Here is a 13,555-nt window from a genome sequence, read left to right as displayed (position 1 = left end):
CTGTTAGAGCTACAAATATACATTATCCTTGATTTTTAGCGTGTTTTTTTTAGAATATCGTAATTAAATATATTATTGTAAGATTGCACTTACGTGAAATATCATTTTAACTCAAAAAACTCGATGTTTGACATATTTTTATATATTTGCTCACCTAATTACCTACTTATGAGAGCCAAGTACCTACTACTGGCATTATTATTAATGGTGATCACACAGCAGGGCTTAAATGCTCAGTTTGGGTTTTCACACGAACTTGGCGTTATAGCCGGTCCAGTTGCGTTTCAATCTGATTATGGAGAGCGTAGTAATGTTGAGACCAACCTTGGTAATGTAGGCTTTGGTGTGGGAATAGTGCACTACCTAAACTTTGCCTATCAAGCAGACTGTAACTGTTACTCAAAGTACACCTACTTTAATGATCACTTTAAGGTACGAAACGAGATAGATTTCCATATAACAAACTTAGACAACTTTGGCCCAGAGGCGAGTGATAACGATTTTGGAGGTATGCGACTTCGTGCACATACAGGTAGAACTCAAGTACTAGAGATAGGTTCACAACTAGAATACTTCCCTATGAGCATACGTGACTTCTCTGCTGGGGCCTATAAGTTTGCTCCATATGTAAGTGTAGGAGCTCACTTTGTTTCTTTTAATCCTAGTGCTACAACTTCACTACGTGAGGATGGTAATATCTTTGGACAAGTACTCAATCCTTTCACAACAGATCCTACAGATACGGGACCAGCTATTATAGAAGGATTTAATGTAGGTGAAGGACAGATGGGTACAGGTATAGATACCCGTGTGGGTGATACTTGGGCAATCACTTGGAGTGTAGGTACTCGTTATAAATTAGGTATTCTAAGTGATCTTAATATAGATTTGAGATGGCACTACTACACTTCAAACTGGGTAGATGGGCTTAATCCAGACCCAAGACCTGTCAACAGAGTAAACGACTGGATATTCTGGATGAATGTAGGGTATATCTATTACCTAGATTAAAATACTGATAAGGTTGAGAGTTACGCTTTCGCGAAAGCGGAATACTACTCAAGAGCCTGCTCAAGATCTTCTATTAAATCATCTACATCTTCTATCCCCACACTTAGTCGTATTAAAGAATCTGTTAAACCTATTTTAAGCCTATCTTTTTTAGGTATTGCAGCGTGTGTCATTGTAGCTGGGTGACCGGCTAGACTTTCTACACCTCCTAGACTTTCGGCGAGGGTAAAGATTTTTAAATTTTTTATAACCTTGAGTGCATCTTCTGTACTATCTCCATATGTGGAAAATGATAACATCCCCCCAAAATCTTTCATTTGTCTCTTAGCAATATGGTGGCTAGGGTGGTCTTCAAAACCTGGCCAGTACACCTTTTCTACTTTAGAGTGATTTTTAAGATAATGGGCAATTGCACGCCCGTTTTGACAATGCCTTTCCATACGTATGTGCAAGGTTTTTATACCGCGCAACGCAAGAAACGCATCTTGAGGACCGCATATAGCGCCAGACGCATTCTGTATAAAGTAAAGCCTTTCTGCTAGCGTCTTTTCATTTACGACAAGTGCTCCCATTACTAGATCACTGTGACCGCCTAAGTACTTTGTAGCACTATGCATCACAATATGCGCCCCCAGATCCAGAGGAGTCTGAAGGTATGGAGTTGCAAACGTATTATCTACAGCAAGGAGTATATTGTTTTGATTTGCAAGTTTAGCAACGGCTTGTATGTCAAAAATATTCATCATCGGGTTTGTAGGAGACTCCATCCAGATCATCTTTGTATTATTTGTGATACGAGTTTTAATATTTTGAATATCTCTCATATTTACAAAATGAAAAACGACGCCATATCCCTCAAATATTCTAGTAAATAAGCGAAAAGAACCGCCATAAATATCATTTGTAGTGATAACCTCGTCACCTGGTTTAAGTAGTTTCATTACCGCATCTATCGCAGCCATACCAGAGGCAAATGCCATACCAAATGCTCCATTTTCTATACTTGCGAGAGATTGCTCAAGTGCGTGGCGTGTAGGGTTTGCAGATCTACTGTAGGCATATCCCTTATGATCACCTGGTGACTCTTGAACATAAGTAGAGGTTTGGTAAATGGGCGGCATCACAGATCCATAAGCTGCATCTGGCTGCTGGTTACCGTGTATAGTTTTCGTGTTAAATTTCATAAGTAGATTTTTGCACCTTGCAAAGCTACTTAACTATAGTAAAAAATAACCCTGCTGAGCACTTCAAAAAATTATTAGATACCCAATGATTTAACACACTAACGTTTGTTAATTTATTTTTTGTAGGTTTTTGTCTACAAATAAGGCCGAGAATAATGTTCTTTAACGAAAAAAAACAAATTTATACTCCTATAAAATATTCTGGCTAATTAAATAACTTATATTTAACACATTAGTAACCTTAAACAATTTTAGTATGAAAAAAATTACTCTTGCATTTTTAATGCTTTTTACTAGTTTATTTGCAATCGGTCAGTGTGATTATACACTAGAACTTAATGACAGTTTTGGTGACGGTTGGAATGGAAACTCTATTGATGTTATCGTAAATGGCACAATCGTTTTAGACGACGCCACACTAGATGCTGGAAGTCAAGGTTTTGAGACTTTTAGTGTTACAGATGGAGACGCTATTACCTTTACTGTAGACGACTCTGGTTCTTTTGATGGAGAAGTTTCTTATCGTATACTAAATAATGTAGACCAAGAAGTAGGAGCGGGAGATCTTACAGATGTACCTACAGAAATCGCCGCAAACTGTATAGATTGTACTCCGGCAGATGTAGTAATTACAGCAAAAAACGAATGTGAATCTCAAGAATTCTCAGTGAGAGTTGAAGTTGTAAGCCTCGGCTCTGCACCGACTATTACTTTTACAAATGACATAGATGATAGCACATTAGAAGTAACAGAAGAAGGGACTTACTTTATAGGACCTTTTGACTCTGGAACATCTGTGGTTTTAAGTTCTGCTGGAGATGACACAGATTGTGATACCACATATGACGCAATCACTTTAAGCTGTGATTTACCTAATGACGACTGTACAGGAGCTATTCCTATTGAAGATAATGAAACAATCACAGCAAGTACAACTACGGCTACAGAAGATTTTGCAGGATGTGGTGTATCAGATCTTGCACTAGGTATATGGTATGTTATTAACACTGGTGATGTTGCTTCAGATATTACTGTTAGTCTTGCTGGTTCTGATTTTGATACAGAGGTGTCAATTTTTAGTGGTACTTGTAACGCACTTACTTGTGAAGGAAATAATGATGACTCAAACGGAACTCTTCAAAGCGAAATCACCTTTACAACAGATGGTCTAGGTACAAATTATTACATATTAGCAACAGGATTTAGTGATAGTACAGGAGAATTATCTCTAACAGTAACAGGAGATAATCTTCTTTCTACAGAGTCAGGGTCTGATGCTCTAGATGGATTCTCAATGTTTCCAAACCCAGCGTCTAACGTGTTAAATGTTACTGCGGCTTCTACAATATCTAATGTTAAGGTATACAACCTTGTAGGCCAAGTAGTAGTAAATCAGAGCGTAAATGCTCTATCTGATGCTATTGATGTTTCTAACCTTAAATCTGGTGCTTACTTAGTACAAGTAACTGCAGAAGGTCAAACAGGAACTTACAAGTTTATCAAGCAATAAGCTTTATAAGCTAAAAATTTTTAAAAGGCTACTCATATATATGAGTAGCCTTTTTTTATTGCTGCCTTAACCCTACATTTATCTAATGAAAAAAATACTGGCTCCCCTCCTACTTACTATACTATCTATCTCTATCGTGAGCTGTGAGAAAGAAGTTGTTTACGAAACTAATAGCGCACGTTATACCACTAGCGACATAGCTTTATGTGCAACACAGCAATGCCCAGACATAGATATTGATATTATTACTTTCTCTTCGCCAGAAACGGTTAAGGACATTGCAAATAAGTGGATTCTTGATAAGACAACTTCCACTTTGTATAATGCTTCTGAAGTGCCAGACATCAGCATAACAGATGCAATAGACTTATACATAAACGAGTCTCAAATTTCATATCCCGAAACTACTGAGCTGTCTGATGCTCACGAAATCCAAATAGAAACAGCAATCTCATATGGGACTAATAATTTGCTGTCTATTGTGCACTATACCTATCAATTTTCTGGTGGCGCAAGTGGGTATGACAGAGCAAGCTACCTCAACCTAAATCCACAAAACGGAGAGCTATTATCTAAAGAAGCACTATTTACAGAAGATTTTTACGCTTTCGCGAAAGCGTACTTCACAAAAGAGTACCCACAGCAGGCGTATATCTTTAACAATCCCACGTTTTATGAGAGTCTTAAAGAAGTTGGTTTTACAGAAGTAGGCGTAGTGCTTTATTACATAAATCTAGATGCACTACAGTCTGAAAATATGGTGGTTACTATACCTTGGGAAGAAGCAGAGAGTTACCTTACTTTTTAACGAGTTTTGACAACTGTATAACGCACCCTAAGTGTAAGCCTTCGTGATAATTATTAAATTCCAGAGCTTCTCCGACGTTAGTAAGTGTACCGCCCGTAGTAGATAATGTGTATTCTTTAAAGTCTTTAAAAAGTCCAGCTTCATAATCTTCTTGTAATTCTGCTAGTGTTGTAAACAAGAGTGTATGCATTTGTGCCACCTCTTCTTGAGTAACTAGCCCTTCTGGTTTTGTACCTTTTCTATAGCGATCTATAAATGCCATATCAAGCTTAGTTTTAAGCCCAGACAGCCCGTATGTAAGAAGTTGCTGTGTGGCGATGCTATGACCTATATTCCATATAATGTTATTATTAAAACCCTCTGGAATTGTGTTAAGCTCCTCTGTAGTATGACTTTTTAAAAAGCGTTCTAAAAGTTGTCTACTTTTAAGGCAGATATCAAAGGTATAGGTCATAATGTGTAATTTTTGTCTAAAAATAATTCATTTTGGATGAGTTAGATGGTAATTTTGTAAAGTAATTTAATAAGCCACCATATTTTGAAAAAAATCATACACTTAGCTACTTGCAACACTTGCCAGCGTATTATTTCTGAAATAAACCCGTCTAGTGACGTTGTATTACAAGACATTAAAACCGAGCCTCTTACAGAAGATCAAGTTGTGGCTATGAAAGAAATGAGCGGTAGTTATGAGTCGCTTTTTAGTAAACGAGCACAACTCTACCGTAAACGTGGTCTTAACGAGCAATCTCTCTCTGAAGAAGATTTTAAAAATCTTATACTTGAACATTATACTTTTTTAAAGCGCCCGGTTATGATTGTAGACAATCAAATTTTTGTAGGTAATAGCAAGAAGGTGGTTGCTGCTGCTGTTGAGGCATTTTCAAAAGCATAAAAATCTATGAGTAAGCGTCATCTCGCATTTCTTGCTGCCTTTGGCGCTAGTTTTATATATGGTGTGAACCACACGCTGGCAAAAGATCTTATGCCCAAATACATTGAAGCATATGGGTTTATTATGCTTAGAGTGTTAGGCGCAGCCATACTATTCTGGATTACAAGCTTGTTTTTACCCTCAGAAAAGATTGACCGTAAAGACTGGTGGCGCATTATACTTTGTGCTCTTTTTGGAATGACTATTAATATGCTTATGTTTTTTAAGGGGTTACAGCTATCTACTCCTATAAACAGTAGTGTGGTCATCACCCTATCTCCAGTTATCCTTCTTATTCTATCTGCTTTATTTTTAAAAGAGAAAATCACTTGGCTCAAAGGGTCTGGTATTGCTATAGGCCTAGTAGGAGCACTTATTCTTATATTATTTGGCGCAAAAACTCAAGCTAATGCGCCCAATATACCCCTAGGTAACACGCTGTTTATAATTAATGCCATTGCCTACTCCGTCTATCTAATTTTAGTAAAGCCACTCACGGCCAAATATGCCTCGGTCACACTTATGAAATGGTTTTTCTTAATAGCAGTATTTACAAACGCACCCATTGCCTTACCACAATTTCTCGAAGTACAGTGGTCTAGTTTACCACCTTCAGTCATAGGTGTAATGTTGTTTGTAGTAATAGGAACCACATACTTAACATACCTATTTAATGTATTTGCCCTGCGACAGCTCAAACCTTCTACTATAGGGGCCTTTATCTATTTACAACCACTCATAGCTACGCTTGTAGCTATTATACTAGGAGCAGACACCCTCACTACTATAAGAGTAGTAGCAGCTTCGCTTATTTTCTTAGGTGTATATTTAAGTACAAAACGAAAAAAAGTAAGTGTCTAATTATACGTGCACATCATATTCAAGTATAAATGATATAGATGATCGTGTTTTTATAGCACTAGACAGTCAGGACACTTTCTATTTTTCAAAACCATTCTTACACGCGTTTGAAAAGGCAAACCCGCTTATTACATACACCTACCTTCTATTTTCTCTCAATGACAAACCCGTAGCTCTTGCCATAACCCAGGCAATAGATATCTCATTAGATATGGCTTCAGAGAAAGTGCCACTCACCCAGCAACTAGCACGCAGTATACAATGCTACCTAAGCGGAAAGAAAACACATATACTAGTGTGTGGAAATATCTTTCTGAGCGGTGCATATGGTCTTTATGTAAAAACCGGTATAGATAAAAGAAGTGTATATGATACGCTTTCGCGAAAGCTAAAAAAGCTCTCTATACCAAAAAAACCAAGCCTCTTTTTCCTAAAGGACTTTAATGCTACCGAAGATGCATCTGCTAGCATCGCAGAAAAAGAACACTTTCAATCCTTTACGGTAGAACCAAATATGAGGCTACATTTAAGGTGGAAAGACTTTGATAGTTATAAAAATGCCTTAAAATCTAAGTATAGAGTAAAGGTTAATAGAGCAGATACATTGAGTAAAAACCTTACTGTACGATCGCTATCTGCACCAGAGATAAGAAGCAATAAAGACAGTTTACAGCTGCTATATAATAACGTAACTAGCAAGGCTGTTTTTAATACCCTAACAATTACAATAGAGACCTATGCATTGCTAAAAAATGCTTTTAAAGACCGTATCATTTTTAAAACCTATAGTAGAGGTGAGATGCTTGTGGGATTTTCAACCGCTTTTATTGTAGATAATGTGCTTGATGCACATTTTATAGGACTTAACTATGAGTTTAATAAAACAGATGCCGTATACCAAAGAATGCTTAACGATTATATAAGACAAGGTCTCTCATTAGGGGTGAAAGAAATCAACTTGGGCAGAACAGCATCTGAAATTAAAAGTACTCTAGGTGCTGTACCAGAACAACTGCGGTGTTATATAAAACACCGTCGTACGGCAGCAAATATGTTATTTAAACCTCTTGTGCGTCAAATCGAAATGACAGAATACAAGCAACATACACCGTTTAAAAAATAAACTTGGTGCACTATCAATTAGAAGTACGTGCTTGAACTTTTTGACATTTAAATTCTCCTTCAATATAGTAAATTGTGTTAAAAATTTAACTTTTATTTTAAGTTTTGACTACCAAAAGCAGTATTTAGATACATATATTTACACCAAACAACCTAAAAATCAACTCATTATGAAAACTCAAGAAATTGCAAACAATCTAGTAGAATGGTGTAATAAAGGAGATTATGCAAAGTGCTATCAAGAACTTTACAGCCCAGACATCGTAAGTCTCGAACCATCGTGGGCAGAACACTCAAGATCTGAGGGTATGGAAGCTGTAGAAAAAAAAGGAGAATGGTGGGAAAATACTTTTGACGTACACAGTACTACTGTAAGTGAGCCTACTGTGGCAGAAAACTGGTTTTCTGTACGATTTGATATGGATACTACTCATAAGCCTAGCGGGCAACGCAGTACATCTTCAGAAATAGCAGTTTATCAAGTAAAGGATGGAAAAATTGTTCAAGAGCAATTCTTTTATGATATGCCTGGACAATAGCAGTATCATTATAGGAGCAGCATCATACTGCTCCTATAATTTTTTTATTACTCTCTATCTCTAGGCGCCTGCCCGTGAGATCTCATATCTTCTTTAGTTAAGACTTTATAGTCTGGTGTTTTTGGCGCATTTTCGAGCATAGGCATTAATGCCTCTGGAAGGCCAGTAGTTTTACGTGTGGTAAGATCTATCCAAGCTCCTTGCATACTTCCGCGAGCTAGGTTTCTTCCTTTATAATCATAAAAGTTATGTACAAACTTAAAGAACATACCATCCTCACTAGCTCCACCTAACTCAAAGGTCACAGTGATAGGTCTACCTTGAAAGGCTTCTTTAAAAAAGAATATTTGCTCGTGAAAAATCACTGGCCCTATGTTATACTCCACCATCTCCTTCTGGCTTAAACCATTCTCTATCATAAAGCCCATACGAGTATGAGACATAAAGTTTACGTAAGCTGAGTTTGCTAGGTGGCGATTTGCATCTATATCACTCCATCGTATATCAAATTCTTTTGTGTACATATATAAATTGTTCTAATTAAATCAAGTTTGTGACAATACCGTCTTGTCGTAAAATTACAATAATCGCTTCTTTGAGGTACAGTAGTTTTCGATAAAAATATCTTAATAAGCTTTTACAGAATGACTATATATAGGTATTAGCCTCTCATAATTATGTAATTTTGTGATAGTAGTATGTTGTACTACAAAATGTTAAATATATAAAGCTACATACCTTAAATGCCCATAGTTTCATCAAATTTTCGCGCAAGCGGACTATTTAAAGATGCTCATTTTTCTACCATTTACTCTGCAAAAATTAGGCGTGTAAAAGGGGTTAAACAGTCTAGAGAGCGTTTAGAACTTCCCGATGGTGACTTTATAGATATAGACTGGACAAATGCTCGAGTTTCAAGAAAAAATCAAAAGGTGGCTGTTCTCTTTCACGGCTTAGAAGGTGATGCACAGCGTCCTTATATGCTAGGCACAGCAAAGTTATTAAGCGCAAATGGCTATGATGTTGCCGCTGTAAATTTACGGGGCTGTAGCGGCGTGCAAAATAGACTCTACCGGTCTTACCACAGTGGAGAAACGGGTGACATTGCATTTATTGTAGAAACACTTGTTAAGCGTAAATATGAAAAAATAGGTCTCTACGGTGTGAGCTTGGGAGGTAATGCTGTTTTAAAATACCTAGGAGAGCATACTAATATACCTACAGAGGTTAAAGTAGCCTCCTGCATAGGTGTACCCGCAGATTTACGTATGTCACTTGAGCAATTATCAAAAAAAGAAAATGTCATTTATCGCACTTCCTTTTTAGTACACTTACGTGCAAAGTATAGAAAAAAAATGTCTCGCTTTCCTGAGAAAATGAGTAAGCAGTCGTATAAGAAAATTAATAGTTTACAATCTTTTGACGATATATACACCGCGCCCGCTCACGGGTTTGAAGATGCACTAGATTATTATGCAAAAGCAAGTAGCGCTCAGTTTATAAAAAATATTAAAGTCCCTACCCTTATCCTTAATGCAAAAAATGATAGTTTTTTACACGGTGACTGCTACCCTATAGAACAAGCAAAACAGTCTGACATCTTACATTTAGAAATGCCAGATCACGGAGGGCACGTGGGCTTTTATATGAAAGGAGAGTATTACTACAATGAGTTACGCACCTTTGACTTTTTTAAAAATTATATTGAGTAAAAAGCTGTTGTTGATTATCTTTAGAAACTTAAACTAAACTGAACTACTATGAAATTTAAAGGAATTATAGCTGCTCTTGCACTTGCAGGACTTATGATAAGCTGCGGCGGCGAAGAGAAAAAAGCCGAAAAAGAAACCGTAAAGATAGGCTCAAAAAAGACAACCAAAAAAGATGATGGAAAATCTGTAAATCTTGCACTTGCAGGAAATGACCAGATGAAATATGACAAGAGCGAACTTAAAGTTAAAGCTGGTCAAGAGGTTACTCTTACACTACGTCACACAGGAAAAATTGATAAAAAAATAATGGGTCACAACTTTGTACTACTTAAGCCAGGAACGTCTATTCCAGAATTTTCGGCAGCGGCGGCAGCAACTGGTGAAGCTGGTGACTGGATTGCAAATGAAGATCAGATCATAGCTCATACTAAGATGATAGGTGGTGGGCAGTCTACTACTGTAACCTTTACCGCACCAGAGGCTGGAACATATGATTTTATATGTAGCTTTCCAGGTCACTCAGGACTTATGAAAGGAAAATTTATTGTAGAGTAATCTACACTATTTTAAAATTAAAAGCCCTGTAAACAATGCGTTTACAGGGCTTTTAATTTTAAAACAGTTCTTCTAAAACTCTGGTCGCTTACGATTTGCCTTTTTTTCTGACTGTTCCTTTTTGGCTTTAAGGCGTTTTAGCTTGGCAAGTTTAGATGGACGTTTTTTCTTTCTCACTTTAGGTACTTGTATGGCAACCTCTAGCAAAGAGAAAAAGCGCTTTATGACATCATCTTTATTTTTATGCTGGCTACGTGATGCTTGTGAAGCAAGCTGCAGCACCCCTTCCTTAGTGAGTCTGTGAGCGAGCTTATCAGTAAGGCGTACTATTTCTTCTTCTGTAAATGCAAGGGTTTCTGGTAACGACCAGCTCAACTCTATTCTAGAACTTGTTTTATTTGCGTGCTGTCCACCCGGGCCACTGCTTTTTGAAGCCTTAAATGATAATTCTTGTAAGAGCTGTTCTCTATGCACTGTTTTTATTTCTTCGGCAGCGCTCGCTGCAGTAAATGACCTCTGCCCAGTTTTTCTCCCACTTTTTACGCCAGGTAAATGGACGTTTACAAACGGGACAATCTTTTGTGGGGAGGTCTCTCTTTTTCACGTAAGTGTACTTATTTATATCGTTCTTCTAGATTATCGAGCATTATTTTTGTGATGGCATCTAGGTCAAATTTATGCTCCCAGCCCCAATCCTTGCGCGCAACACTGTCATCTATAGACTCTGGCCAAGAGTCTGCAATGGCCTGTCTAAAGTCCGGCTCGTAGCTTATCTCAAAGCTAGGTATTACCTTTTGTATACTTGCTGCAACATCTTCTGGGGCATAACTTACTCCGGCTAGGTTGTATGATGAGCGTACTTTTATATTCTTTTTTGGCGCATCCATAATGCCTATAGTTGCTCTTATGGCATCATCCATATACATCATAGGCAATATTGTTCCTTTATTAAGGAAGCTACGGTACTGGCCGTGTTTAAGAGCTCTATGATAGATGTCTACAGCATAGTCTGTTGTTCCTCCTCCTGGCTCTGTTGTATAACTTATAAGGCCTGGGTAACGTATGCTACGTACATCTACGTCATATTTATTATGATAATACTCACACCAGCGCTCTCCTGTCTGTTTTGAAATCCCGTACACGGTAGATGGTTCCATAACGGTGAGTTGTGGTGTGTTTTGAGCTGGTGTAGTCTCACCAAAAACAGCTATACTAGATGGCCAGAAAACTTTTTTTACCTTCTTATCTTTTGCTAGGTTAAGTACGTTAAATAAAGAGGTCATATTAAGATGCCAGGCCTTTGCTGGAAAACGCTCTGCAATAGCACTAAGCATTGCTGCCATAAGGTACACGGTATCTACCTTGTATCTAAATATTACATCTTCTACTGCTGCAAGGTCTGTAGCATCTAGTAGTTCAAAATGCCCCTCACCCATTATGTCTTCATTACCCTCGCGTATATCACTGGCAACTACCTTATCTGCACCAAATCTATTTCTTAAGGTGAGTGTAAGTTCTGTGCCTATCTGGCCGCAGGCTCCTATTATGAGTATTCTTGATTTCATTTGTGTGTGTTTTGAAGTACGCTTTCGCGAAAGCGTAGACAAACTTAGTCATAAACAGCCAGATAAAACTACAACAGATTCTTTAGCTATTGTTCTAAGCATTTTGAACACTCCTAAATTAGTAGACTTAGATGACTAATAAAACAATGTGTCTACAACTCTTGGATGAATGTGTCTACAAAAGTTGGATGACTTTTGTTTAACACCTATTAAAGCTCATTAAAACTGATTGAAGCACTATTAAACCCCTTTAACCTATCCAATAGTTGTAGACATATAGAATTGCACTAGTGCCTTAAAAGGGGTATGTGTATACAACTCTTGGATGAGTTCTCTAGCCTAAAAACCTATTTATTGGGTTTTAAATACATTTCAACTATTCTAATTAAAATGTTATGTAGGAAATTTACAACAAAAAAAATTGTTAGACTTATCCAATATCAGTGAACACTTTATTGTTTGTCTTTAGCTTCACCTATCCAACTTTTGTGTACACATCAATATGAAAAATATAAATATGATAATGATATTCTAAATTATTGCTCACATATATGCATTTGCCCTACTTTTGTTATGTCTTTACGCGATATTCTATGAGATATTTATCTGTTTTATTATTATTTATTTTGGTGTTTATGCTAAATGCTTGCTCTGAAAAGCAAACACCTCAAGAAATCACTACCCAAGAGCAAACACTAGGAAAAGACACTTTATCTATAGCAAAACCTGCTAATCTTAAACCAAAAATAGGCCTTACACCACAAGCAAAAGAAGGTGTAGCAAACTGGCCTTTATACAGGGATCTATCTGTAGCGATAGATAGTTTACAAATACCTACACTGGGCGTTTTAAAAAATAAGATTCAAAAATTTGACAACCTATATGAAGCAAAGGCAGAAGCAGAAGAGGCAGAGGTGCAAGTTGCTCCTAAAGAAACATTGTCTAACGCAATACAAGCAAGACTCATTGCCATTGAGACAAAGGTAAAAGTGCTTAAAAATGAAGCTTTTTTAAACAAACCAAACTCAGAAATACTGTCTAAGCAAATAGGAGATTTACATAATGCCTACCAGGATCTCAATTTACAACTCAATGAGGCGTTCAACACAAGCTTTAGAGATTTACTAGAAGAAATAAAACTTGAGAATGAAGAGCCTGATGGTGATGGGGAAGAAAAAGAAATTCTTGAAGATTAATAAATACAGTAAATTATGAAATTTATAGCTACCCTTTTTGTTCTTATCGGCATTACTACAACTACACTTGCGCAAGATAATGACTCTATTGAGACATCTATCACAACAGCCTTAGATGCGTGGCATCAAGCAGCATCTAACGCAGATTTTGAGGCCTACTTTGCTTTAATGACAGATACTGCCATTTTTGTAGGAACAGATGCAACAGAAATTTGGGATGTGGAGTCTTTTAAAAATTACTCAAAACCTCATTTTGATAAAGGTCGTGCTTGGTCATTTAAGGCTATAGATAGAAATGTGTATGTAGAGGGATTAAACCCAAGTATTGCTTGGTTTGATGAACATTTAGAAACACAAATGGGGATTTGCAGAGGCTCTGGAGTTCTAAAAAAAATAAACGGCAACTGGAAAGTGCACCACTATGTCTTATCTATTGCAGTGCCTAATGAAAATGTGTCTGAGCTTACCAAAATGAAAAGTGAATGGGACACTCGCTACATCGAGAAAATGCGCAAAAAACAGTAAGCAAAAGATGTTTATTTTATTAAAATCTCAGCT

General features: G+C 37.1%; 17 protein-coding genes. 11 read left to right on the top strand and 6 right to left on the bottom strand.

Annotated elements, in window-relative coordinates:
- The first annotated feature begins 168 nt into the window (after positions 1 to 168).
- Entirely contained in the window at positions 169 to 1,011 is an 843-nt protein-coding gene (locus tag MED134_RS09800) for a THC0290_0291 family protein (RefSeq protein WP_038601146.1), read from the top strand.
- Positions 1,012 to 1,055: 44 nt separating this feature from the next.
- Here the strand turns inward: MED134_RS09800 and MED134_RS09795 are convergent, their stop codons facing one another.
- Positions 1,056 to 2,195, bottom strand: a complete 1,140-nt coding sequence (locus MED134_RS09795; RefSeq protein WP_038598390.1) for a cystathionine gamma-synthase — start codon at positions 2,193 to 2,195, stop codon at positions 1,056 to 1,058.
- 256 nt (positions 2,196 to 2,451) lie between these two features.
- On the opposite strand from MED134_RS09795, the gene MED134_RS09790 reads away from it, so the two are divergent.
- Positions 2,452 to 3,705, top strand: a complete 1,254-nt coding sequence (locus tag MED134_RS09790; RefSeq protein ID WP_038598388.1) for a T9SS type A sorting domain-containing protein — start codon at positions 2,452 to 2,454, stop codon at positions 3,703 to 3,705.
- An 85-nt stretch (positions 3,706 to 3,790) separates the two neighbouring features.
- Entirely contained in the window at positions 3,791 to 4,513 is a 723-nt protein-coding gene (locus tag MED134_RS09785; protein WP_038598386.1) for a DUF4163 domain-containing protein, read from the top strand.
- Here MED134_RS09785 and MED134_RS09780 read toward each other — a convergent pair.
- Positions 4,503 to 4,967, bottom strand: coding sequence for a DinB family protein (locus tag MED134_RS09780; RefSeq protein WP_038598384.1), 465 nt, complete (start codon positions 4,965 to 4,967; stop codon positions 4,503 to 4,505). The two genes, MED134_RS09785 and MED134_RS09780, sit on opposite strands and share 11 nt — an antisense overlap.
- A gap of 84 nt (positions 4,968 to 5,051) precedes the next feature.
- Here MED134_RS09780 and MED134_RS09775 point away from each other — a divergent pair, with 84 nt between their 5' ends.
- From MED134_RS09775 to MED134_RS09760, 4 genes are all read left to right on the top strand, one after another.
- Positions 5,052 to 5,408 (top strand): arsenate reductase family protein, encoded by a 357-nt coding sequence (locus MED134_RS09775; RefSeq protein ID WP_038598382.1) that lies wholly within the window; start codon positions 5,052 to 5,054, stop codon positions 5,406 to 5,408.
- A gap of 6 nt (positions 5,409 to 5,414) precedes the next feature.
- Positions 5,415 to 6,308 (top strand): DMT family transporter, encoded by an 894-nt coding sequence (locus MED134_RS09770; RefSeq protein WP_038598380.1) that lies wholly within the window; start codon positions 5,415 to 5,417, stop codon positions 6,306 to 6,308.
- On the top strand, positions 6,301 to 7,431 hold the full coding sequence (locus MED134_RS09765; protein WP_052084209.1) for a peptidogalycan biosysnthesis protein: 1,131 nt from the start codon (positions 6,301 to 6,303) through the stop codon (positions 7,429 to 7,431). The genes MED134_RS09770 and MED134_RS09765 overlap by 8 nt, the downstream gene beginning before the upstream one ends.
- Positions 7,432 to 7,600: 169 nt before the next feature.
- The gene (locus MED134_RS09760; protein ID WP_038598377.1) at positions 7,601 to 7,969 is read left to right on the top strand and encodes a nuclear transport factor 2 family protein; all 369 of its coding nucleotides are present in this window, start codon (positions 7,601 to 7,603) and stop codon (positions 7,967 to 7,969) included.
- A gap of 47 nt (positions 7,970 to 8,016) precedes the next feature.
- Here the strand turns inward: MED134_RS09760 and MED134_RS09755 are convergent, their stop codons facing one another.
- The gene (locus tag MED134_RS09755; RefSeq protein ID WP_038598374.1) at positions 8,017 to 8,493 is read right to left on the bottom strand and encodes an acyl-CoA thioesterase; all 477 of its coding nucleotides are present in this window, start codon (positions 8,491 to 8,493) and stop codon (positions 8,017 to 8,019) included.
- 219 nt (positions 8,494 to 8,712) lie between these two features.
- Between MED134_RS09755 and MED134_RS09750 the strand changes: the two genes are divergently transcribed.
- Both MED134_RS09750 and azu read left to right on the top strand, forming a co-directional pair.
- Positions 8,713 to 9,681, top strand: coding sequence for a YheT family hydrolase (locus tag MED134_RS09750; protein WP_038598371.1), 969 nt, complete (start codon positions 8,713 to 8,715; stop codon positions 9,679 to 9,681).
- A 48-nt stretch (positions 9,682 to 9,729) separates the two neighbouring features.
- The gene (azu, locus tag MED134_RS09745; protein ID WP_035326473.1) at positions 9,730 to 10,236 is read left to right on the top strand and encodes an azurin; all 507 of its coding nucleotides are present in this window, start codon (positions 9,730 to 9,732) and stop codon (positions 10,234 to 10,236) included.
- A 72-nt stretch (positions 10,237 to 10,308) separates the two neighbouring features.
- On the opposite strand, the gene arfB is transcribed toward azu, so the two are convergent.
- The 3 genes from arfB to MED134_RS09735 are packed head-to-tail and all read right to left on the bottom strand — an operon-like array spanning position 10,309 to position 11,801.
- Positions 10,309 to 10,710 (bottom strand): alternative ribosome rescue aminoacyl-tRNA hydrolase ArfB, encoded by a 402-nt coding sequence (gene arfB / locus MED134_RS09740; protein WP_038598368.1) that lies wholly within the window; start codon positions 10,708 to 10,710, stop codon positions 10,309 to 10,311.
- A complete protein-coding gene (locus tag MED134_RS14885) occupies positions 10,703 to 10,840 on the bottom strand; it encodes a DUF2256 domain-containing protein (protein ID WP_084811657.1) in 138 nt (45 codons plus the stop codon). The genes arfB and MED134_RS14885 overlap by 8 nt, the downstream gene beginning before the upstream one ends.
- A gap of 10 nt (positions 10,841 to 10,850) precedes the next feature.
- Positions 10,851 to 11,801, bottom strand: a complete 951-nt coding sequence (locus MED134_RS09735) for an NAD-dependent epimerase/dehydratase family protein (protein WP_038598366.1) — start codon at positions 11,799 to 11,801, stop codon at positions 10,851 to 10,853.
- 593 nt (positions 11,802 to 12,394) lie between these two features.
- Here MED134_RS09735 and MED134_RS09730 point away from each other — a divergent pair.
- Positions 12,395 to 12,997: a hypothetical protein gene (locus tag MED134_RS09730; RefSeq protein WP_148305655.1), complete on the top strand. Its 603-nt coding sequence runs from the start codon at positions 12,395 to 12,397 to the stop codon at positions 12,995 to 12,997.
- Positions 12,998 to 13,012: 15 nt separating this feature from the next.
- The gene (locus MED134_RS09725; RefSeq protein ID WP_038598361.1) at positions 13,013 to 13,522 is read left to right on the top strand and encodes a nuclear transport factor 2 family protein; all 510 of its coding nucleotides are present in this window, start codon (positions 13,013 to 13,015) and stop codon (positions 13,520 to 13,522) included.
- Positions 13,523 to 13,555 lie beyond the last annotated feature (33 nt).

The organism is Dokdonia sp. MED134, from assembly GCF_000152925.2.
In the GTDB taxonomy this organism is placed as follows: domain Bacteria; phylum Bacteroidota; class Bacteroidia; order Flavobacteriales; family Flavobacteriaceae; genus Dokdonia.
Note: the sequence above shows the minus strand (reverse complement) of the source record. Positions and strands in the feature narration are given on the sequence as shown.